General features: G+C 71.7%; 20 protein-coding genes and 1 pseudogene. 14 read left to right on the top strand and 7 right to left on the bottom strand.

The window, feature by feature from the left end; translation table 11 throughout:
• Position 1: 1 nt before the first annotated feature.
• A complete protein-coding gene (locus HUO13_RS24065; RefSeq protein ID WP_249123994.1) occupies positions 2-577 on the bottom strand; it encodes a hypothetical protein in 576 nt (191 codons plus the stop codon).
• Between the two features lie 119 nt (positions 578-696).
• On the opposite strand from HUO13_RS24065, the gene HUO13_RS24060 reads away from it, so the two are divergent.
• Entirely contained in the window at positions 697-1,242 is a 546-nt protein-coding gene (locus tag HUO13_RS24060; protein ID WP_249123993.1) for a DinB family protein, read from the top strand.
• Between the two features lie 109 nt (positions 1,243-1,351).
• On the opposite strand, the gene HUO13_RS24055 is transcribed toward HUO13_RS24060, so the two are convergent.
• A complete protein-coding gene (locus tag HUO13_RS24055) occupies positions 1,352-2,254 on the bottom strand; it encodes an oxidoreductase (RefSeq protein WP_211897337.1) in 903 nt (300 codons plus the stop codon).
• A 61-nt stretch (positions 2,255-2,315) separates the two neighbouring features.
• Here HUO13_RS24055 and HUO13_RS24050 point away from each other — a divergent pair, with 61 nt between their 5' ends.
• A complete protein-coding gene (locus HUO13_RS24050; protein WP_249123992.1) occupies positions 2,316-2,927 on the top strand; it encodes a TetR/AcrR family transcriptional regulator in 612 nt (203 codons plus the stop codon).
• Positions 2,928-3,050: 123 nt separating this feature from the next.
• On the opposite strand, the gene HUO13_RS24045 is transcribed toward HUO13_RS24050, so the two are convergent.
• The gene (locus HUO13_RS24045) at positions 3,051-3,527 is read right to left on the bottom strand and encodes a (2Fe-2S)-binding protein (RefSeq protein WP_282974356.1); all 477 of its coding nucleotides are present in this window, start codon (positions 3,525-3,527) and stop codon (positions 3,051-3,053) included.
• A 70-nt stretch (positions 3,528-3,597) separates the two neighbouring features.
• Positions 3,598-5,925: a molybdopterin cofactor-binding domain-containing protein gene (locus HUO13_RS24040; protein WP_211897336.1), complete on the bottom strand. Its 2,328-nt coding sequence runs from the start codon at positions 5,923-5,925 to the stop codon at positions 3,598-3,600.
• Positions 5,926-6,377: 452 nt separating this feature from the next.
• Between HUO13_RS24040 and HUO13_RS24035 the strand changes: the two genes are divergently transcribed.
• From HUO13_RS24035 to HUO13_RS37670, 4 genes and pseudogenes are all read left to right on the top strand, one after another.
• Positions 6,378-7,088: an SdrD B-like domain-containing protein gene (locus HUO13_RS24035; RefSeq protein ID WP_211897335.1), complete on the top strand. Its 711-nt coding sequence runs from the start codon at positions 6,378-6,380 to the stop codon at positions 7,086-7,088.
• Between the two features lie 88 nt (positions 7,089-7,176).
• Positions 7,177-7,659, top strand: coding sequence for an RrF2 family transcriptional regulator (locus HUO13_RS24030; RefSeq protein WP_211897334.1), 483 nt, complete (start codon positions 7,177-7,179; stop codon positions 7,657-7,659).
• 4 nt (positions 7,660-7,663) lie between these two features.
• Positions 7,664-8,929 carry an NAD(P)/FAD-dependent oxidoreductase gene (locus HUO13_RS24025; RefSeq protein WP_349253334.1) on the top strand — a complete coding sequence of 422 codons (1,266 nt, stop codon included), beginning with the start codon at positions 7,664-7,666 and terminating at the stop codon, positions 8,927-8,929.
• Positions 8,917-9,087 (top strand): annotated as a pseudogene (locus HUO13_RS37670) (MFS transporter); the annotation flags it as partial. The gene HUO13_RS24025 and the pseudogene HUO13_RS37670, both read left to right, overlap by 13 nt.
• 242 nt (positions 9,088-9,329) lie before the next feature.
• On the opposite strand, the gene HUO13_RS24020 reads toward HUO13_RS37670, so the two are convergent.
• Entirely contained in the window at positions 9,330-10,484 is a 1,155-nt protein-coding gene (locus tag HUO13_RS24020; RefSeq protein ID WP_211903103.1) for a GDSL-type esterase/lipase family protein, read from the bottom strand.
• Between the two features lie 64 nt (positions 10,485-10,548).
• Positions 10,549-10,827, bottom strand: coding sequence for a hypothetical protein (locus tag HUO13_RS24015; protein ID WP_211897332.1), 279 nt, complete (start codon positions 10,825-10,827; stop codon positions 10,549-10,551).
• A gap of 116 nt (positions 10,828-10,943) precedes the next feature.
• Here HUO13_RS24015 and HUO13_RS24010 point away from each other — a divergent pair, with 116 nt between their 5' ends.
• The 3 genes from HUO13_RS24010 (at position 10,944) to HUO13_RS24000 (ending at position 12,776) form a co-directional block, all read left to right on the top strand.
• The gene (locus HUO13_RS24010) at positions 10,944-11,957 is read left to right on the top strand and encodes a Gfo/Idh/MocA family protein (protein WP_211897331.1); all 1,014 of its coding nucleotides are present in this window, start codon (positions 10,944-10,946) and stop codon (positions 11,955-11,957) included.
• A gap of 148 nt (positions 11,958-12,105) precedes the next feature.
• Positions 12,106-12,456 carry a hypothetical protein gene (locus HUO13_RS24005; RefSeq protein WP_211897330.1) on the top strand — a complete coding sequence of 117 codons (351 nt, stop codon included), beginning with the start codon at positions 12,106-12,108 and terminating at the stop codon, positions 12,454-12,456.
• A 116-nt stretch (positions 12,457-12,572) separates the two neighbouring features.
• A complete protein-coding gene (locus tag HUO13_RS24000; RefSeq protein ID WP_211897329.1) occupies positions 12,573-12,776 on the top strand; it encodes a hypothetical protein in 204 nt (67 codons plus the stop codon).
• 149 nt (positions 12,777-12,925) lie between these two features.
• Here HUO13_RS24000 and HUO13_RS23995 read toward each other — a convergent pair whose 3' ends face one another.
• Complete coding sequence (locus HUO13_RS23995; protein WP_282976917.1) at positions 12,926-13,522, bottom strand: glycoside hydrolase family 16 protein; 597 nt, start codon at positions 13,520-13,522, stop codon at positions 12,926-12,928.
• Between the two features lie 535 nt (positions 13,523-14,057).
• On the opposite strand from HUO13_RS23995, the gene HUO13_RS23990 reads away from it, so the two are divergent.
• From HUO13_RS23990 to HUO13_RS23970, 5 genes are read left to right on the top strand one after another with little or no spacing between them, the layout of a single operon-like run.
• Positions 14,058-15,239: an ROK family transcriptional regulator gene (locus HUO13_RS23990; RefSeq protein ID WP_211903102.1), complete on the top strand. Its 1,182-nt coding sequence runs from the start codon at positions 14,058-14,060 to the stop codon at positions 15,237-15,239.
• 31 nt (positions 15,240-15,270) lie between these two features.
• Positions 15,271-16,422, top strand: a complete 1,152-nt coding sequence (locus HUO13_RS23985; RefSeq protein ID WP_211897327.1) for a Gfo/Idh/MocA family protein — start codon at positions 15,271-15,273, stop codon at positions 16,420-16,422.
• Complete coding sequence (locus HUO13_RS23980) at positions 16,422-17,426, top strand: sugar phosphate isomerase/epimerase family protein (RefSeq protein ID WP_211897326.1); 1,005 nt, start codon at positions 16,422-16,424, stop codon at positions 17,424-17,426. Before HUO13_RS23985 ends, HUO13_RS23980 begins: the two co-directional genes overlap by 1 nt.
• Before the next feature lie 54 nt (positions 17,427-17,480).
• Positions 17,481-18,962, top strand: coding sequence for a sugar ABC transporter ATP-binding protein (locus HUO13_RS23975; protein WP_211903101.1), 1,482 nt, complete (start codon positions 17,481-17,483; stop codon positions 18,960-18,962).
• Positions 18,959-19,963 carry an ABC transporter permease gene (locus HUO13_RS23970; RefSeq protein WP_211897325.1) on the top strand — a complete coding sequence of 335 codons (1,005 nt, stop codon included), beginning with the start codon at positions 18,959-18,961 and terminating at the stop codon, positions 19,961-19,963. Before HUO13_RS23975 ends, HUO13_RS23970 begins: the two co-directional genes overlap by 4 nt.
• Positions 19,964-19,986 lie beyond the last annotated feature (23 nt).

Raw genomic sequence — 19,986 nt, 5'->3', positions numbered from 1 at the left:
GTCACCAGTGGTGCGGGTGCGGCGGTCGGGGCGCCCGGAAGAACTCGTTGGACCGACGGCTGAAGACCAGGACCAGGAACACGATGCATCCGGTGGTGGCCAGGAGCCGCACGAGCACCAGGACGACGAGCATCCCGGTGGACAGGCCCAGGTCCCACTCGCCCCCGAGCACCGCGAAGACGACGGGCGTGAGGACGTTGCCCATGAGCTCCGCGAACAGCCACAGCGCGGCGAACACCGCGAGCGTCACGCGCGCCCACTGGCGGCCGGCCCGCAGCGGGAAGCCGAACGCGATCCACAGCGCCGCCAGCACGGCCGACACCAGCGCCGGGAGCAGCCAGTCCGACGGGGTGGGCGGTGTCGGCGGCACGCCGTAGCGCTCCAGCAGGGCGTTGACGCTCGCCGTCGTCGCGTCGTTGGTGAGGTAGGCGAACACGGTGTCCAGCACGCCGACGAGCAGTGGCAGGACCATGGCGATCCAGAACGCCAGCACGACCGGTCGCGGTGGGGACACCTCGGCCGCTTCGCCGGTCGCGACGGGCGGAGCCGCGAGGGGATCTGGCTGCTGCGAGGTCATCCTCCGAACAGTACGAGCCGCGCCACCGCATCGGGCGGAATCCGGTGATGTCAGGGCAAACCGTTGCCGGATCGCGCCGTTCACCGCCTGGATGTCACGGCTTCGTGGATCATGCTCGTGTGACCACTTCACGCAGGAGGGCCGAGATCTTCGCGGGTGCCGGTCGCCGGTTCCAGGAACCGGCGACCGGTGACGAGCGTCCCGTGCTCGTCGGTTTCCTGACGGCACAGCGCGCGACCCTGGAGCTGAAGTGCGCGGGCCTGGACGGGGAGCTGGCCCGCCGGGCGGTGGAGCCCTCGACGTTGTCGTTGCTCGGACTGGTGCGGCACCTGGCCGACGTGGAGCGGCGGTGGTTCCGCCAGGTGCTGGCCGGGCTGGACGCGCCGCCGCGCTTCTCGTCGGACGCCCGAGCCGACGGCGACTTCGACGCAGCGGTGGCCGATCCCGCCGTCATCGCCGAGGCGTGGGCGGCCTGGCGCGCGGAGGTGGAGTTCGCGGAGCGCTTCGTCGCCGAGGCCCCGGACCTCGACATCGCGGGCCAGGACTCCTGGCGCGGTGCGGTGTCGCTGCGGTGGGTGCTGATCCACATGGTCGAGGAGTACGCACGGCACAACGGCCACGCCGACCTCCTGCGCGAACGCATCGACGGTGCCATCGGACTGTGAAGGCGATCCCGCAAGCGACCAGCCGCGCCGTGAGTGCCTGGACCGCCCGTGGCGCTGATCAGGGCTCGGCGGTTCGGGCGGCGTGGCGGCCACTTCCGCGACGTCGGCGTCACGACGTCCTGGCGAGCGGGAAGGAGACACTGGTGAGCTCCTCGGACAGGTTCCAGAGCCGCTTGGCCGCGGCCGGGTCGCTGGCGGCCGCCGTCCGGCCGACCAGCGTCGGCTTGCCGCGCATCTCGTAGATCCCGTCCGGGCCGACGTAGCTGGCGCCGGGCAGATCCTGAGTGGCGGCGTAGATCGTGGGCTGCGCGCCGGCCTCGGCGTCCTGGGCGAAGAGCCGGTTGCCGACGGCGAGAACCGCGCGCAGCAGTCGGCTCGGGGTGTGGCCCTGCAGCCCGGTGGCGGACCAGCCGGGGTGCGCGGCCAGCGCCCGCACCGGTGACCCCAGTTCGCCGAGCCGCCGCTGGAGCTCCAGCGTGAACAGCAGGTTCGCCAGCTTCGACTGCCCGTAGGCACGCTGGGCGTTGTAGTTGCCGGTGGAGTTGGGGTTGTCGAAGTCGATTCCGCGCACGAAGCGGTGTGCGCCGGAGGCGACGGTCACGACGCGGTCGGTCACGTGCGGCAGCAGCAGGTTCGTGAGCGCGAAGTGGCCCAGGTGGTTGGTGCCGAACTGCGTCTCGAAACCGTCCTTGGTACGCCCCGCGGGCGGAATCATCACGCCCGCGTTGTTGATCAGCAGGTCCAGATCGCCGTGCCACGCCTCGGCGAACTCGCGAACCGACGCCAGGTCGGCCAGGTCCAGCCCGCGCACTTCGCGGCTGCCGGGCACCGTTGCGGCGGCGTCCTCGCCCTTGGCGACATTGCGAACCGCGAGCACGACGTGCGCGCCCGCCCCGGCGAGTGCGCGGGCGGTGTAGATGCCCAGTCCGCTGTTCGCCCCGGTGATGACCGCCGTGCGGCCGGTGAGATCGGGCAGGTCGGGGAGCTGGTGGTGCTTTCGCGTGGTTGCCATGGACCCCAATGTAGTCATCGACAACAAAGTTGGCAACGGCAACAATGATTTCGGTGTCAACATGACCGGTAAGCTCCCGGCCATGGCCGGAGAGCGATATCACCACGGGGACCTGCGCGCCGCGTTGCTGGACGCCGCGTCCGCGGCGCTGCGCGGGCGGGGGGTCGACGCCCTGTCGCTGAGGGAGCTCGCGCGGGACGTCGGCGTCAGCCACGCCGCACCGCGCAGGCACTTCCGGGACCGGCAGGCGCTGCTGAACGCGCTGGCCCTGCGCGGATTCCAGCGCCTCTCCGCCGAGCTCGACGCCGCGGCGGACACCGGCGGCCGGTTCCGCGCCCGGCTGACCGAGATGGCCCGCGCCTACGTCGACTTCGCGGTGCGGGACCCGGAGCTGCTGGAGCTGATGTTCGTGCGAAAGCACGCCCCGGACGCCTCCGAGGAGCTCCTCGCCGCCGGGCGCAGGCTGGGCGAGCAGATGCTCGCGGTGATCGTGGACGGACAGCGCAGCGGCGACGTGCACGGCGGCGACGTCGAAGGGATCGGGCTCGCGGTGTTCGCCGCGCTGCACGGCTTCGCCGGCCTTGCGACCAGCGGCATGCTGCCGGGGCTGAACACCCGCGAGGCGCTGGACCGCATTCTCGACGAGCTACTGCACGGCGCGAGCCCGCGTTGACGGGCGGCCGCGCCGACGGGCGGCCGCGCTGAGGCGTGGCTTCCGCTGACGGGGCCCGCGCCGACGGGCGGCCGCCGAGCCGCGTGGCTCCCGCTGACCGCGCTCGGCCGACGCTGTCCGCCGTCACATCTTCTCCGCGCCTGCCCTGATCGCGTCGCGGATGCGGAAGTAGGTGCCGCAGCGGCAGATGTTGCGGATCTCGTCCAGGTCGGCGTCGCTGATCTCCCGTCCCTCGGCGCGGACCTGCCGGACCTTGGCCACCGCCGCCATGATCTGGCCGGGCTGGCAGTAGCCGCACTGGGCCACGTCGTGCTCCAGCCACGCCTCCTGCATCGGGTGCAGGTCCGCGTCGACGGTGGCGGGCAGGCCCTCGATGGTGGTGATCTCGTCGGTGGGGGCGATGTCCTCCACCGGCACCGAGCAGGGGTTGAACGCCCTGCCGTTGTGGTGGCTGGTGCACGCCTTGCAGACGTTGATGCCGCAGCCGTACTTCGGCCCGGTGACGCCGAGGACGTCGCGCAGCACCCACAGCAGCCGCACGTCCGCGGGCACGTCGGCGGTGACCTGCCTGCCGTTGAGGATAAAGGTGTATTCGGGCACGGGAGCTCCTCGGTTCGGGCGCGGGAAGTCCTGGAACGGACCAGGTTCGGTGCGACGGGTCCGCCGCGGTCTAGTAGGTGTGGCGCAGACCATCCACAGGGGACTGCGGGATCGGCGGGACGGTCGGCTTCGGCTCGAAGGAGAGGGTGCCGTGGTTGATCGGGAAGCTGGTCGGCGTGGTGCCCGTGGCGCGGCCGTAGGCGCACGCGACCGCTGCCATCGACGCGGCCACGCCGAGTTCGCCCGCGCCGCCCGGTTCGCCCGTGGTCGGCGGCATGACGATGATCTCCAGGTCCAACGGCGTGTTCCACTGCCTGGTGTAGAAGTAGTTGTCCCAGCTGGCCTCCAGGAAGTGCCCGTCGCGCAGGTGGAGGCTGGAGGTCAGCACCTGGGCGATGCCGTCGGAGATCCCGCCCATCATCTGGGCCCGCAGGCCGCGCGGGTTGACCGCGAGCCCGACGTCGACGGCGAAGACCGCCTTGGTGACCCGCGGCCCGGTGACGCCGTCGCGGATCGGGCGGTTCACGGTCTCCGGGCGGCAGTCGATCTCGACGAGCGCGGCGGTCACCCCGTGGTACTCGGCGTGGAAGGCGATGCCCTGCGCCGTACCCGCGGGCATCGGCCTGCCCCAGCCGCCGGCACGGGCGACCTCGTCGAGCACCGCCCGCGAGCGGTCGTCCTGCAGGAAGTCGCGGCGGAACCGGTAGGGATCCGAGGCCATCGCGGCGGCGAGCCGGTCGGCGATCAGCTCGCGGGCGCAGGTGACGTCGGGGGAGTAGATGTTGCGCATGCTGCCGGTGTTGAAGCCCTTGTCGGCCTCGTTGAGCAGCTGCGTCGTGGCCCCGAACTGGTAGGGCATGGTCTGGGTCAGCGCGAAGATGGTCTCGCTGAAGCCGAGGTCGCCCACCGGCAGCTTCGCCGCCATGGCCGTGACGACCTCGCCGAGCCCGTGGCTGAAGTCGGTGAACACGCTGGTGTGCCGCTGCTCGTAACCGAGCACGGCGTCCGGCGTGTGGCTGACCCGGACGCGGGAGGTGGCCATCGGGTGCGTTCGGCCCTGCCTGCAGTCGTCGGCGCGGTGCCACATCAGCCTGACCGGCTTGCCCATCCGCTGGGAGATCTCGGCGGCCTCCAGCGCGGCGTCGCCGAACAGCTTGCGGCCGAACGAACCGCCACCCTCGGCCACGTGCACCGCCACCGCCTGAGGAGGCAGCCCGAGCCTGGCGGCGATGGTTTCCTGGGCCACGATCGGTGATTTCAGCGCTGCCCAGACCTCGGCGCGGTCGGCGCGCACGTCGGCGATGGCGCAGTTGGGCTCCAGGGCGCTGTTCCCGCGGAAGTGGAAGGTGAACTCCGCCTCGATCGTCCTGGTGAGCGGGCCGGTTTCCGGAACGGCCATGGGGAGTTCGGCCGCGCGCAGCTCTTCGAGCACGGACTCGTCCGACTTGCCCTCGGCGCTGCCCGGCCCCCACTCGACGCGCAGGGCGCGGACCGCGTCGATGCACTGGCCGAAAGTCCTGCCGCGCACGGCGACCCCGGTGGACACGGCCACCACGTCGGTGATCCCGGGCATCGTGCGGACTTCTCCTGCGTTTGCCACCGACTCCACGGTGCCGTTGATCGTCGGCGGGCGGCACACCATCGTCGGCAGCGCGTCCGGGACGTCGAGGTCCATGGTGAACTTCTTGCGCCCGGTCACCGCCGCGAGCGCGTCGACCCGGTTGCGCGGGGTGCCGATGACGGTGAACTCGGAACGGGGTTTGAGCTCGACGGCGACCTCCTCGGTGCGCAGGCTCGCGGCCTTGCGCGCCAGCGCGCCGTAGGTCGTGCTCAGCCCGGCCGCGGAGGTGATCATCCCCGCGCGCGTGGTGAGGCTGGTGACCGTCGCGTCCAGCTCGAGCGCGGCGGCCTGCAGCAGCCTGCCCCTGGCGATCGCCGCTGCGACCCGGATCGGGGTGTAAGTCGCGAAGGTCGTGTTCGAGCCGCCGGTGAGCTGGTTGAACAGCAGCTCCGGCCGGGCGTCGGCGAGGGTGACGTGCACCCGGTCCAGCGGCACGTCCAGTTCCTCGGCGATCAGCATCGCGCTGGAGGTCGTGATGCCCTGCCCGACCTCGGCGCGCGGCAGCGCGAACGAGACCGTGCCGTCCTCGTGCACCTCGACGGTGATGAGGTTCGCGGTGGGCAGCGCCGCCTGGGTGAGCATGTCGTTGAGGTCGTACACCTCGGCGGGCGACGGCGCCGACGGGACCGCGGCGCCGGCCGTGCCGGTGCCCGGGCCGAGCTCCGCCGCGGCCACGAGGGTGGGCGCCGCCAGCACGTAGCCGAGGAACCGGCGCCGCCCGAGCAGCGCCGGGTCGCCGGACTCTGCGGGCGGGGGCGAAGGGGCGTGCGTCGTCATTGACTGACCTTCCCTGCGGGCTTGGGCGCAAGCGGCGGCGCGGCGGCGGCGTCGGCGCTGGTGCGTGGTGGTGGGGCGGATCCGGCGTGGTGCGGTCTGTTCGGGTGAACGTCAGTGGGCGCCGCGGGCAGCCTGCGCCGGGCGGCGGTGCGACGGGTGTCGCGGCCGGTGCTGCGCATCCGGCGGGCTCCCGCCGCGGGGATCGGCGGATCTCGCCGTGCGGCGGTGAACGGCGGTTCTCGCTAGGTGATTCGGGGACTGTAATTACGATCAACGCCGAGGTCAACGGCCGGGTGAGTGAGCGGGTTCGGCAACGCTCGGTGACCGGCTGGCCGCCCGCCACGGCTCTGGAGGATTTGTCCACAGTGGTCTGAAATTCAGGCTTGGCAACCGCGCCACACAACCGCGTTCTGATGTCGGAAAGCGGGTTTCGTCGCGACAGGAGACACGTGATGGTGAGCAGGAACGGTGTGTTGCTCCTGGCGGGAGTGCTGGCGTCGTCGGGAGCGGTGTTCCCGGCGCAGGCGCACTCGTCGGCGGGGACCGGGACGGTCGCGGGCTTGCACTACTTCGACCGCAACGCCGACGGGGCGTGGCAGCCGGGGGAGCCCGGCGGTGGCAGCGCGGTCGGCCTCTACCGGATGGACGGCGGCTGGGTCGCCACCGCCGGCACGGAACCCGATGGCGGGTTCGTGATCCCGGACGTGCCGCCCGGGCGGTACCGGGCCGGCATCAACCCGATCGGCTACCAGCTCACCACTGCGTCCGAGGTGGTCGTGGACGTGGTCGCCGGCGCGACCAGCCGCGCCGACTTCGGCAAGCTCGGCGGCGACATCACGGGAGTGGCCTGGCACGACCTCGACGCCGACGGGCAGCGCCAGACCGGTGAGCCGTCGCTCGGCGACATCCGGTTCTGGATCGGGCGGTGGGGCAGCGCTACCGATGCCACCGGCCACTACGCGCTGGCGAACCAGGGCACCGGGACCTACTCGTTGCGCTTCGTCGCGCCCGAGGGGATTCGGTTCTCCCCGAAGAACGCCGGCGCTCCCGCCACCGACTCCGACGCCGACCCGGCGACCGGTGTCGCGACGGCCGTCGTGGCGTTGACCGACGGGCGCATCAACCAGGTGCCCAACCTCGACATCGGTCTGGTCACCGAGTAGGTCCGCCGGGCGCGGGTGCTGCGAGGAAAGCCGTGCGAGTGCTCGGCGCACTTGCGGGAGCGAACCTGGTTATCTAATGTCCAGGTTCATGCGGATGAGCGAGGGCGTCGAGTGGGCGCTGCACAGCCTGCTCGCGCTGGCCTGGCTCGACGACGGCAGGCCGGTGCCGACCTCGCGGCTCGCCGCGGGCAACGACCTGCCGCCCGCGTACCTGAACAAGCAGCTCCAGGCGCTGGTCAGGGCCGGGCTGCTCATCTCGACACCGGGAGCCAGGGGCGGCTTCAGCCTCGCCCGGCCGCCGGAGAAGATCACGCTGATGGACGTCGTCGCGGCGATCGAGGGGCCGGAGGACGCCTTCCGGTGCACCGAGATCCGGCGCCGTGGGGCGGGTGCCAACGCTCCGCGGCGCGAGTTCGAGTCGCCGTGCGCGATCGCGACCGCGATGCGCCGCGCCGAGCTGGCGTGGCGCCGCGAACTTGCCGCCCAGACCCTGGCCGACGTGCGGGACGCCGCCGAGGAGCACGCCCCGACGGCGGCCGAGCGGCTGCGCCGCTGGCACGGCCGCGACTGACCCCATGCCCGTGGAACCGCCCGCGGGGTGCCGACCGAGGAGAATCTGGATGTCCAATATCCTGGTTGTTGGTGGAGGTTTCGCCGGTGTGTGGAGCGCGGCGGCGGCGGTCCGGCTGCGGCGCATCGCGGGCGCGGGCGAGGCGGAGTGCTCCGTGACGCTGGTGAGCGCCGGGGACGACCTGGTGATCCGGCCCAGGCTGTACCAGGCCGAGCCGGAGCGGATGCGCGTCTCCCTGGACCGGGTGCTCGGTCCGGTCGGGGTGGACCGGGTGGCCGCGACCGCGACCGGCATCGACACCGGCCGCCGCCGCGTCACCGCCGTCCGGCGCGACGGGCGGTCCATCGAGCTGTCCTACGACCGGCTGGTGCTCGCCTCCGGCAGCCACCTCGTCCGCCCGGACCTGCCGGGCGCCGAGCACCTGCACGACGTCGACACGCTGCCCGCTGCCGCGGCGCTCGACGCGCATCTGCACTGGCTGCCGGACCTGCCGGCAGGTCCCGGCAGGTTCACGGCGGTGGTGGTCGGTGCCGGGTTCACCGGCCTGGAGATCGCCACCGAGCTGGTGGATCGGCTGCGCGCCGTCGCCGAGCCGCACGGCGCGGTCGGCGAGGTCCGCGTCGTGCTGGTCGAACGCGCGGACGTGGTCGGCCCCGATCTCGGCCCGGGACCGCGGCCGGTGGTGCTCGACGCGCTGTCGGCGCTCGGCGTCCAGCAGCGCCTCGGCGCGACGATCCGCGCTGTGGAGCCGGACCGGGTCCGGCTGTCGGACGGCAGCGTGCTCGACGCTCGCACGGTGGTGTGGACGGCGGGGGTGCGGGCCAGCCCCCTGACCGCGGACGTCCCCGCGCCTCGCGACGGGCTCGGCAGGCTGGCGGTCGACCCGTACCTCCGGGTCGCCGGGGTGCCCGAGGTGTACGCGGCGGGAGACACCGCCGCCGCGCAGGCCGAGGACGGCCACCAGGTCATGCAGAGCTGCCAGCACGCCGGCCCGCTCGGCCGTTTCGCCGGGCACAACGTGGCCGCCGACCTCCTCGGTCTGCCGCAGGAGCCGTTCGCGCCCGACCCCTACGTCACCTGCCTCGACCTGGGCTCGGCGGGAGCGGTCTTCACCACGGGATGGGAGCGCGCCGTGGCCTCGGCGCACCAGGCCGCCAAGCAGCGCAAGCGGACGGTCAACGAGGTGTGGATCTACCCGCCGGTCGACGACGCCGAAGAACTCCTGCGCCGCGCCGACTTCCGCGTCTCGACCCGGCAACCGGTCGCTTGAGCACCCTGCCGTTCCAGCTCGCCATCGTGATGCTCGGGCTCTCGGCCGCCTTCGCCGGGGCCTGAGTCGAGCGCTGCGGTCCCCGCTGGGCGATGTTCGTCTCCACCGCGTGCTTCGCCGCCGGGTTCCTGATCTCGGCGCTGGGCGTGGTGCGCAGCAGCCAAAACCCTTGACATAAAATGGGAATCAGCGTCGGTGGCGAAGACGTGATCACCTACACCGTACTCAAGATCCGCCACCTGCTGACCAATCTGGTCCTACTGCCCCTGCACACTGCCGAACACATCTGGCACTGGTCACGCTGGCGCCGACGGCGCCAACACCAAGCCCCGCACCAGCCACTACCGCCGACGCGGCTACCCACCACAAGTGCCGTTGGAGTACTGGGAGATGTGGCCGGTCAGGTCGCGAACGGTGCGCCGCTGTTGAAGGCCAGTGCCCCAAACCGCTCACTCATCAACCGGTGGGTCGCCGTGTCCGGGTGCAGGCGGTCGGGAAGAGGCAGCTCGGTGGCGTCGGCCTCACCGTAGAGTGCGCGACCGTCGAGGTAGTGCAGGTGCGGGTCCTCTGCCGAGCGTTGCCGCACGATCTCGGCGAGTTCTTGGCGGATCGTCCGCAGCGTCAGCTTGCCCGCGGGAACTTCTGCCGGGTCTCCGGTGGCGCGGAACCGCATTACCCCGTCGGTGAAGTCGGGGGCGCCCGGCCCCGGGGTGTCCTCGTGGATCGGGCAGAGGATCGGCGAGATGATCAGCAGCGGCTTCGACGGGTGCCCCTCGCGGATCGTGTCGAGGAAGCCGTGAACGGCCGGGCCGAAAGCACGCAGGCGCATGACGTCGCCGTTGACCAGGTTGATCCCGATCTTGATGCTGATCAGGTCGGCGGGGAGGTCTCGCATGGTGCGGGCCACGAACGGGTCGAGCATGGCGCTTCCGCTGAACCCGAGGTTGACCAGTTCGACTTTTCCGTGCGCCGCGGCCAGAGCAGGCCAGATGGCCGTGGGGCTGGTGGCGTTGGACCCCTGGCTGATGGAGCTGCCGTGGTGCAGCCACACCGGTCGCTCTCCCGGCTGCACGGGCTCGACCGGCGCGTCGGTGCGCAACGCGACCATCTCGATCCGCTCATAGTGCGGTAGCCAGATTTCGACCCGCTTCTTCCGCTTCGGGAGCCCGGCGAAGCGGACCGTCGTGAGTGGGCCGGTCCGGGTCTCACGTTCGCCAGTCGCGATGTCGACGATCTCGGCGGTACCGCCAGTGGAGATCACCTGACCGGCGAGTTCGCCGTCGACGAGCAGGTCGTAGCAGCCATCAGGGCGCGGGGCGACTCCCCGGTAGGCCATGGTCGTGCGGTGCGCGTCCAGCTCGACGACCGTCGCCGCGGTGCGAAGTGCCAGCCGTACCCCGGAGGGCTGGGCCTGCGCCATGACGAGCTGCTGGTCGGCCTGCATCCATGCGGCCCGGGGCAATCGGTGCGGCAATACCCCGTGCGCACCGTGTTCAAGGCCGAGCGCGCCGTGGAGCAGGTTGCCGGAAATGGCAGTGGTGAAGAGGTCGGGCATAGATTTGGAGACTCCTGGCGTCACTTCGGCGGTCAGCACGGCTACATCAGATTCGCGCGTCGGCTCACCTCGAGCAGCAGACATCGTACCTGAGCGCAGATACAACTCCCGGTCGATTAAACGCATGCGCACGATCAGAGGTAGACGCCAAAAACGTGCCGCACGACGCAGCAACCTTCCGCACCTGGCCGAGCGCGACGCTCAGTTCGAACTGCCCGCCCTTGAGGGCGGCCACGGCGTCGTCGGTGGGGTCGTTGACCGTCGCGCCGTCCCGCGCCAGCCGCTGCTTGAGGTCTCCGGCGGCACGCGCGCATCGGCGCAAGGCGTCGGTGTCGACCTGCATCCCGCCGGACGGCCCGCCTCCGCCGCCGTTCACCCGAACGCCCGCATTCCTGGACTCCGGTGCGCCCGTGCTGCTGGTATGTCGGGGAATCGATTCCGAGAGGAGCTGGAGTGCCGATGACTGTGCGGGTGGGTGTGGTCGGGACGGGCGTGATGGGTGCCGACCACGTGCGGACGTTGGCCGGCGCCGTCGCCGGTGCGCGGGTGGTCGCGGTTTCGGATGCCGACGAGGACCGGGGACGCGCGGTCGCCGCCGAGGCCGGCGACGAGGTGGTCTTCCACGCCGACCCCGTGGGCCTGATCGGCGATGCGGGTGTGGACGCGGTGGTCGTCGCGTCCCCGGACCACACCCACGAGGCGCTGGCCGCGGCGTGCGTCGAGGCGGGCAAGCCGGTGCTGTGCGAGAAACCGCTGGCGGCCACGGCCGCGGACTGCCTGCGCATCGTCGCGCACGAGGTGGCCAAGGGGCGGCGGCTGGTGCAGGCCGGGTACATGCGGCGGTTCGATCCATCCTATGTGGACATGAAGCGGGCGTTGGATGCCGGGACCGTGGGCGATCCGGTGCTGGTGCACTGCGTGCACCGCAACGCGCGGGCGCTGCACTTCTTCACCCCGGAGATGCCGTTCACCAGCGCCGCGGTGCATGAGTTCGACGTGGTGCGCTGGTTGCTGTCGTCGGAGATCGTGCGCGTCACCGTGCACGGCACGCGCTCGTCCAGCCGTGCGGCCGCGCGGATGGCCGACCCGCGGCTGCTGGTGCTGGAGACCGCAGCCGGGGTGACCGTCGACGTCGAGGTTTTCGTCAACGCCCAGTACGGCTACGACGTGCGGTGCGAGCTGGTCGGGGAACTGGGCACGGTCTCGCTGGCGCTGCCGTCGACCACCGTGGTGCGCGCGGGCGGCACCGAGGGCGTCGCGGTGCACGCGGACTTCCGGACGCGGTTCGCCGAGGCGTACCGCCTGCAACTGCAGGCGTGGGTCGACGCCGCGGCGCGCGGCGAGGTGTGCGGGCCCAGCGCGTGGGACGGCTACGCCGCGACCGCGGTGGCCGAGGCGTGCCTGCGCGCGCAGGAGGACGGCGCGCCGGTCGAGGTGGAGCTGGCCGACAAGCCCGCGCTCTACGGGATGTAGCCGGCCGGTGGGCGGATCGCGCCGTGCGCTCGTGCCGCCTGCCACCGGATCCGGTTCGCGGCCTCGCGGCGTTTCGGGTCGGTGCGCGGCGGGGTATCTGCTAGCTCTGACAGAGCCAACCGATCAGCTCCGCTGAGGAAGGACCGCCATGAGCGATGTGACACCCGAGCCGAACACCGAGCAGATCACGGTGTGGCGCAACCTGCTGGACGCTTTCGCACAGCTGAGCTCGGCCTGGGACACCGCCGCCGAGGTGCAGGAGCAGGCGGCCGAGGACCAGGGCCCGGGGACCACGAGGATGCCCGCGGAGCTGGTCACCGCGTTCTTCAACGCGGGCACCCGGGGTGCCGAGGCGCTCACCGGAGTGGCCAACGTCCTCGCCGACCAGCCCGATGTGCAGGCGGAGGCGGTAGCCGATGCGCAGCGCCGCGCGCACGGCGCGTGGCAGGAGGCGCGAAAGGCGTTCAGCGGCGACGCGGAGTCGCAGTCGGAGTCGTGATCGTCGCCGGTGACGGGCCGGTCACCTGGTCCATGATTGAAACCGCGCAGGTCCATGATTAATACCGGCGCGCGGTGGGTACATCTCTGTCAGCGACCGAAAGGCAGGGAGCAACGATGGGTTCCAAGTTCCGCAAGACCATCCGGGTCGGCCCGATGCGGGTGCACCTGTCCCGCCGCGGCCTGTCCTGGAGCACGAAGTGGGGCCACCGCACGTGGTTCTCCCGGAGCCGCAGGTACGGCTTCCGGCAGTCGTGGTCCGGGTTCTCGCGCCCGCTGTTCGATCGCCGCACCCGCAGGGCGCTGCTACCAGGGCGCTGAGGCGAGTCCTGCCCGCTCGGCCGCCGGTGGACCCTTGACGCGGGGTTCGGCGCCCACCCGCGTGCCGGCGGCAACGAAGCGGGCCGTCAGGAGGGCTCCACGTCCGCACCGGACGTGGAGCCCTCTGCTGCGCGGGCCACGCAGGCCGGTCAGCCCTGCCACACCCGCACGTAGCCGACGTACATGGTCGAGGTGTGGTCCAGCGGTGCCTTCGTGACGTCGCCGTCGGTGAACTCCAGGATCTCGTGCGAGATGATCGGGAACTCCGCGACCCGGCTGATCAGCTTCGGGTCGGTCACCTCGCGGACAACCTGGCCGTCGTAGCGGAACCTCAGCGACGACTCGCTCCATTCCAGCCCGAAGGTGTGGTACCACGTACCGTGCAGCCCCGGTGCCCGCACGGCTTCCGATGACGACTGGTGGTGCTCGCCGTACCCGTCGTAGTGCAACGTCACCGGGTAGGTGTCGGACTGGTGGGCGCTCTCCAGGACGTCCACTTCCGCCCCGTCGGCCGCGGTGCCGAGTTCGTCGCCGGGGCTGTCGGCCTGCAACCACACCGCCGCCAGGTGGCCCTCGGTGGGCGGCACGTGCGCGCGGAACTCGATGCTGCCGCGGGTGTAGTCGAACTTGCCCTGGCTGTCGATGCGCCCGCCGGAGTACTCGGCGGGGCCGAGCCTGCCGAGGTCGATGGCCAGCGCTCCTCTTCCGTCGGTGCGCACGTTCTGCGGCTTGTACCACCAGTCGATCCCGGAGTGCGTGCCGCGGTGCTGGTCGCGTTTGGTCCATTTCGAACTGTCTACTGTGGTCTCATTGAACTCGTCGCTGAAGACCAGTCGCCGAAGCCGGGTCGCCCAGACGGGACGTCCCGGCCGGGCTGGTCGGGTCTACCTGCGGCGCGGATGGCTTGGCGTGCGCGCCGGTGCGGCGAGCAGGACGCACGCGCTGACCGCGGCGGCTGCGGAGCGAGGGAGGCGGCTCCTCCGGATCGGGGGCGTGGACGTGGACGTGTGGTGCTTCGGCATGGCTGCTCGACTCCGTCGGCGTGTGACTTGGTGGAGAACCGAAAGCGGGGCTGAGCCGGCCGGTGCGGCGCTGGGGTTGCTCGATGGGCATCGAGCAGGTTGCGGATCAACGCTCGCCAAGGTCTAGACCAAATCGGCTTGCTTCTCGCCGGTTGCCGACGTCTGGGCGACTTGGCTGCCTTCTTATTGACTCCGGAAACAAGATTGCTTCTACTTTGTGAACAACTTCTTACCCGGAGTGCAAGAAGTGAGGTTCGCATTGCAACCGGAGAATCCCCACCAGGCAAGACTCCTGGCGGCCCTGCGCCTGAACGGTCCGCAGTCGGCGGCCGAGATGGCCGCGCAGGTGGGCCTGTCCCGGTCGAAGATCGGCCAGGAGCTCCAGCGGCTCGAGGACCTCGGATTCGTCGAGCGGGCGGGCAAGGCCGAGTCCCGGGGCGGACGCCGCTCGGGGCTCGTGCAGCTCTCCGGCGACCTGCGGTTCGTCGGTGTGGACATCGGCGCGACGTCGCTGGACGTGGGGGTAACCAACGGACGGCTCGACCTCGTCGCGCACGTGGCGGAGGACATCGACATCCGGTCCGGTCCGGAGGTGGTGCTGCGGCGGGCTGTCGAGCTGATCGGCAAGCTCCGCGCCGAGGGCCACCTGGGCCGCGTGGACGGCGTCGGGGTGGGCGTGCCGGGACCGGTGAGCTTCCGCGACGGCTACACCGTCTCACCGCCGATCATGCCGGGGTGGGACCGCTACCCGGTCCGCGAGTTCTTCCTCAAGCAGCTCGACTGCCCGGTGCTGGTCGACAACGACGTCAACCTGATGGCCGTCGGCGAGATGTACTGCGGGCTGGCCCGCTCGGTCGGCGACTTCCTGTTCGTCAAGATCGGCACCGGGATCGGCTGCGGGATCATCACCGGTCACCGCGTGCTGCGGGGCAGCAACGGCAGCGCGGGCGACATCGGGCACATCGCCGTCAACGACGGCGGACCCGTGTGCAGCTGCGGGCGCACCGGCTGCCTCGAGGCGTGGTTCAGCGGCGCCGCGCTCTCCAGGGACGTCAACGCGCTCGCCCGCGGCGGCGAGTCGGCCGTCCTGGAGTCCATGCTCGCCGACGGACCGCTGACCGCCGCCGACGTGGGAACCGCGATGCGGCAGGGCGATCCGCACGCGCTCGGGCTGGTCCGCGACGGCGGCAGGCGGCTGGGGCGGGTGCTCGCGGGCCTGGTCAACTTCTTCAACCCGGCCATGATCGTCGTCGGCGGCGGAGTCGCGACCGGTCTCGGGCACACGCTGCTCGCCGAGGTCCGCAGCGAGCTCTACCGGCGTTCGACGCCGCTGGCCACCAGCAACCTGCCGGTCGTGCTCTCCGAGCTCGGTGAGAACGCCGGCGTCGTCGGCGCGGCCGCGCTGGCCGGCGACCACGCGCTCGGCATCGACCAGACCTGACATCCACCTCCTGGGGAACAAGAGGACCGACATGGAAAAGCTCGGTGTGGCCCTCGTCGGCCACGCGTTCATGGGTGCGGTGCACTCGCACGCCTGGCGGACGGCGGGGCACGTCTTCGACCTGCCGGTGGTGCCGGACATGGCGGTGCTCTGCGGCCGCCGGGAGGACGCCGCCGAAGCCGCCGCCGCGCGGCTGGGCTGGCGCGAGTCGAGCACGGACTGGAAGTCGGTGCTGCGGCGCGACGACGTGCACGTGGTCGACATCTGCACGCCGGGTGACAGCCACGCCGAGATCGCGATCGCCGCGCTGAAGGCGGGAAAGCACGTGCTGTGCGAGAAACCGCTTGCCAACTCGGTTGCCGAGGCGACCGCGATGGCGGCGGAGGCCGAGCGCGCGGCAGCCGCGGGCATCGGTTCGATGGTGGCGTTCAACTACCGGCGGGTCCCCGCCCTGGCCCTGGCGCGCGAGCTCGTCGAGCGCGGCAGGCTGGGCCGGGTCCGGCACGTCCGCGCGGCGTACCTGCAGGACTGGCTGGTGGACCCGGAGGCGCCGCTGACCTGGCGGCTGCAGGCCGAGCGCGCCGGCTCCGGCGCCCTGGGCGACCTGGGCGCGCACCTGGTCGACCTGACGCAGTTCCTGCTCGACGACCGGATCACCGGCGTCTCGGCGGTGCTGGAGACCTTCGTCCCGCAACGCCCGCTGGAGTCCGAGCCGCGACGCACCGGCGCGGTCACGGTCGACGACGCGGCGCTGTTCACCGCCCGCTTCGAAGGCGGAGCGGTCGCGACCTTCGAGGCGACCCGCTACGCCGCGGGGCGCAAGAACGGCCTGCGCATCGAGGTCAACGGCAGCGAGGGCAGCATCGCGTTCGACTTCGAGTCGATGAACGAGCTGCAGTTCCACGACGGCGCCGACACCGCCGAGAGCTCCGGTTTCCGCCGCGTGCTGGCCACCGAGCCGGGGCACCCGTACCTGCAGGCGTGGTACCCGCCGGGTCACGTGCTCGGCTACGACCACACCTTCACCCACGAGATCAGGGACTTCGTGGTCGCGGTCGCGTCCGGTACGCCGCCGCGGCCGGGCTTCTCCGACGGTCTGCGCGTGCAGCGGGTGCTCGACGCCGTGCAGCGCAGCGCCGCGCGGGAGAGCCGGTGGACCGCCGTCGAGGAAGGAGAGAGCTGATGGCACGTCCGGTCACGCTTTTCACCGGGCAGTGGGCAGACCTGCCGTTCGAGGAGGTGTGCCGGCTGGCAGCGGACTGGGGTTACGACGGCCTGGAGGTGGCGTGCGCGGCCAGGCACCTGGACATCGCCAGGGCCCGCGAGGACTCCGACTACCTCGCTCAGCGCCGCAAGCTGCTCGACGACCACGGCCTGCAGCTGCACGCGATCTCCAACCACCTGACCGGGCAGGCCGTCTGCGACCACCCCATCGACGAACGCCACCGCGCGATCCTGCCCGGCCGGGTGTGGGGCGACGGCGAGGCCGAGGGCGTGCGGCGGCGCGCGGCCGAGGAGCTCAAGGACACCGCGCGCGTCGCGGCCGAGCTCGGTGTGTCCACTGTGGTCGGGTTCACCGGGTCGCCGATCTGGTACGCGGTGGCGATGTTCCCGCCGGTTCCCGCCGAGACCGTCGAGCGCGGCTTCGCCGAGTTCGCCGAGCGGTGGAACCCGATCCTCGACGTCTTCGACGAGTGCGGCGTCCGCTTCGCCCTCGAGGTGCACCCGAGTGAGATCGCTTACGACTACTGGACGACGCAGCGGGCGATGGCCGCGGTGGACAACCGGGCCGCGTTCGGGATCAACTTCGACCCGAGCCACTTCGTGTGGCAGGACCTCGATCCCGTCGGCTTCGTGCGCGACTTCGCCGACCGCATCTACCACGTCGACTTCAAGGACGCAAAGCTGCACCTCGACGGCCGCAACGGGCGGCTCGGGTCCCACCTGCCGTGGGCCGATCCGCGCCGTGGCTGGGACTTCGTCTCGGTCGGCCACGGCGACATCGACTTCGAGTCCTGCATCCGGGTGCTCAACTCCATCGGCTACACCGGGCCGATCTCGGTGGAGTGGGAGGACGCCGGGATGGACCGGCTGCTGGGCGCGCCGGACGCGCTGGCGCGGGTCCGCGAACTGGTCGCCATCGAACCGCCCGCCGCCGCCTTCGACGCCGCGTTCGGCGACGGCTGACCCGCACGCCACGCCGGACCAGAGGGAGGTGCCGCTGTGAACGACCTGCTCGACATGACCGGAATCGTCAAGACCTTCCCCGGCGTCCGCGCGCTCGGCGGCGTGGACCTGCGGATCAGCGCGGGCGAGGTGCACTGCCTGCTGGGCCAGAACGGCGCCGGCAAGTCCACCCTGATCAAGGTTCTCTCGGGCGCGCACGCGCCCGACGCCGGCCGGATCAGCTGGTGCGGGCGGGAGGTCCGGCTGTCGTCACCGGTCGCCGCGCTGCGGCTCGGCATCGCGACGATGTACCAGGAGCTCGACCTGGTCCCGGGGCTGAGCGTGGCCGACAACGTCTTCCTCGGCCACGAGCTGGCCGCCGCCGGGTTCACCAGGCGCGGCCGGGCAAACCGCGAGGCGCGGGCGTTGCTGGCCAGACTCGGCCATCCCGAGATCGACCCGGAGACCGAGGTGGGGGAGCTCCCCGCCGCCTCCCGCCAGCTGGTGTCGATGGCCCGCGCGCTGGCGCACCGGGCGAAGCTGATCGTGATGGACGAGCCGACCGCCGCGCTGTCGGCGGAGGAGGTCGACAACCTCTTCCGGATCATCGGCGAGCTCACCGCCGAAGGCGTGGCCGTGGTCTACATCTCCCACCGGATGGAGGAGATCCGCCGCATCGCCGACCGGGTAACGGTGCTCAAGGACGGCCGGACGACGGCGTCCGGGCTGCCGGTCGCGGCCACCTCCACCGCCGAGCTGGTCGCCCTGATGACCGGACGCGCCGGGCAGGACTTCCCGGAACGGCCGGCGGCGCGCACTTCTTCGGAGGTGGTGCTGGAAGTCGACGGGCTGGCGCGGCGCGGCGAGTTCGAGCCGGTGAGCTTCACCGTCGCGGCGGGGGAGATCGTGGGACTGGCCGGGTTGGTCGGCTGCGGTCGCAGCGAGCTGCTGGAGACCATCTTCGGCGCCCGCACCCCGACCTCCGGCCGGGTTCGCGTCGCGGGCAGGCCGGTGCGCCCCGGCAGCGTCGCCGCCGCCGTCGCGGCCGGGATCGGACTGACGCCGGAGGAGCGCAAGAGCCAGGCGCTGCTCCCGCAACTGCCGGTGGCGGCCAACATCACGCTCTCGGCGCTGCGCCGCTACAGCAGGTTCGGCTTCACCCGCCGCGGCAAGGAGGTTTCCGACGCGCGCGACATCGCCGAACAGCTCCAGCTGCGGCCCGCGGACCCGCTTCGGCCGATCGGCACCCTCTCCGGCGGCAACCAGCAGAAGGCGGTCGTCGGCCGCTGGGTGCTGCGCGGCTGCCGGGTGCTGCTGCTCGACGAACCCACCCGGGGCGTCGACGTCGGGGCTCGGGCCGAGCTCTACGGCCTGATGCGCAGGCTGGCAGCCGAGGGACTGGGGATCGTGCTGGTCTCCAGCGAGGTGCCCGAGGTCCTGGCGGTGGCCGACCGCGTGCTGGTGCTGCGCGACGGTGCGGTGGTGCACACCGCCGATGCGGACCGGCTCACCGAATCCGATGTGCTCGACCTGGTGATGGAGGCTCCGGCGAGATGAGCGAGCAGACAGTCCCGGCAGCGGCAGTGCCCACCGCGCCGTCACGGCTCGGCCGCTGGTGGGCACGGGCCGACGTGCGGTTGACCTCGCTGGTGCTGGTGCTCGTGGCGCTGTGCGTGGTCGGGCACCTGACCCGGCCGGACGCGTTCCTGACCGAGGGCAACATCTCCACGGTGCTGCGGCTGGCCGCGGCGATCGGCGTGGTCAGCGTGGGGATGACCTTCGTGATCACCGCCGGCGGCATCGACCTGTCGGTCGGCTCCATCGTGGCGCTGTCCAGCGTGTGGATGACGACGTGGGCCACCCAGTCCTACGGGGTCGGGGTGATGGTGCTGTGCGCGCTGCTGGTCGGCACCGGCTGCGGCCTGGTGAACGGGTTGCTGGTGGCCTACGGCAGCGTGGTGCCCTTCATCGCGACGCTGGCGATGATGGCCTCGGCCCGCGGCCTGGCCGAGCGGATCAGCGGCAGGCAGACCCAGGTCGTCACCGACCCCGCCTTCGGCGCGGTGTTCCGCGGCGACCTGCTCGGTGTCCCGGTGCTGATCTGGATCTTCGCGGTCGTCTTCGCCGCGGGCTGGGTCCTGCTCAACCGCACCACCTTCGGGCGCCGGACGCTGGCGGTCGGGGGCAACCCGGAGGCCGCGCGGCTGGCCGGGATCAACGTGCGCAGGCACACCGCGCTGGTCTACGCGCTGGCCGGGCTGTGCTGCGCCATCGCGGCGATCATGGTGGTGGCCCGAACGACCTCGGGTGCCTCGACCAACGGCCTGTTCTACGAGCTCGACGCGATCGCGGCGGTGGTCATCGGCGGCACCCTGCTCTCCGGGGGCCGCGGCAGCATGACCGGCACCCTGCTCGGCGTGCTCATCTTCACGACGCTGAGCAACGTCTTCACCCTCAACAACTTCGAGACCGACATCCAGAACATCGCCAAGGGCGCGATCATCGTGCTCGCCGTCCTGGTCCAGGCCAGGTTCCGCCGCCGAGCCCGCGCGGCGTGAACCGCCCTCCCGCAGCCCACTCC

Origin of the sequence: Saccharopolyspora erythraea, from assembly GCF_018141105.1 — a bacterium.
Taxonomy (GTDB): Bacteria; Actinomycetota; Actinomycetes; order Mycobacteriales; family Pseudonocardiaceae; genus Saccharopolyspora_D; species Saccharopolyspora_D erythraea_A.
Note: the sequence above shows the minus strand (reverse complement) of the source record. Positions and strands in the feature narration are given on the sequence as shown.

What these genes read in the sequence shown, in the direction of transcription:
- HUO13_RS24030 (WP_211897334.1), top strand. Translation starts at nt 7,177, where the DNA reads ATGCGGATGAGCGAGGGCGTCGAGTGGGCGCTGCACAGCCTGCTCGCG.
- HUO13_RS24040 (WP_211897336.1), bottom strand. Translation starts at nt 5,925, where the DNA reads ATGACGACGCACGCCCCTTCGCCCCCGCCCGCAGAGTCCGGCGACCCG.
- HUO13_RS24025 (WP_349253334.1), top strand. Translation starts at nt 7,664, where the DNA reads ATGCCCGTGGAACCGCCCGCGGGGTGCCGACCGAGGAGAATCTGGATG.
- HUO13_RS24055 (WP_211897337.1), bottom strand. Translation starts at nt 2,254, where the DNA reads ATGGCAACCACGCGAAAGCACCACCAGCTCCCCGACCTGCCCGATCTC.
- HUO13_RS24050 (WP_249123992.1), top strand. Translation starts at nt 2,316, where the DNA reads ATGACCGGTAAGCTCCCGGCCATGGCCGGAGAGCGATATCACCACGGG.
- HUO13_RS23980 (WP_211897326.1), top strand. Translation starts at nt 16,422, where the DNA reads ATGGCACGTCCGGTCACGCTTTTCACCGGGCAGTGGGCAGACCTGCCG.
- HUO13_RS24010 (WP_211897331.1), top strand. Translation starts at nt 10,944, where the DNA reads ATGACTGTGCGGGTGGGTGTGGTCGGGACGGGCGTGATGGGTGCCGAC.
- HUO13_RS24020 (WP_211903103.1), bottom strand. Translation starts at nt 10,484, where the DNA reads ATGCCCGACCTCTTCACCACTGCCATTTCCGGCAACCTGCTCCACGGC.
- HUO13_RS24035 (WP_211897335.1), top strand. Translation starts at nt 6,378, where the DNA reads ATGGTGAGCAGGAACGGTGTGTTGCTCCTGGCGGGAGTGCTGGCGTCG.
- HUO13_RS23985 (WP_211897327.1), top strand. Translation starts at nt 15,271, where the DNA reads ATGGAAAAGCTCGGTGTGGCCCTCGTCGGCCACGCGTTCATGGGTGCG.
- HUO13_RS24005 (WP_211897330.1), top strand. Translation starts at nt 12,106, where the DNA reads ATGAGCGATGTGACACCCGAGCCGAACACCGAGCAGATCACGGTGTGG.
- HUO13_RS24065 (WP_249123994.1), bottom strand. Translation starts at nt 577, where the DNA reads ATGACCTCGCAGCAGCCAGATCCCCTCGCGGCTCCGCCCGTCGCGACC.
- HUO13_RS24015 (WP_211897332.1), bottom strand. Translation starts at nt 10,827, where the DNA reads ATGCAGGTCGACACCGACGCCTTGCGCCGATGCGCGCGTGCCGCCGGA.
- HUO13_RS23970 (WP_211897325.1), top strand. Translation starts at nt 18,959, where the DNA reads ATGAGCGAGCAGACAGTCCCGGCAGCGGCAGTGCCCACCGCGCCGTCA.
- HUO13_RS23975 (WP_211903101.1), top strand. Translation starts at nt 17,481, where the DNA reads ATGACCGGAATCGTCAAGACCTTCCCCGGCGTCCGCGCGCTCGGCGGC.
- HUO13_RS24000 (WP_211897329.1), top strand. Translation starts at nt 12,573, where the DNA reads ATGGGTTCCAAGTTCCGCAAGACCATCCGGGTCGGCCCGATGCGGGTG.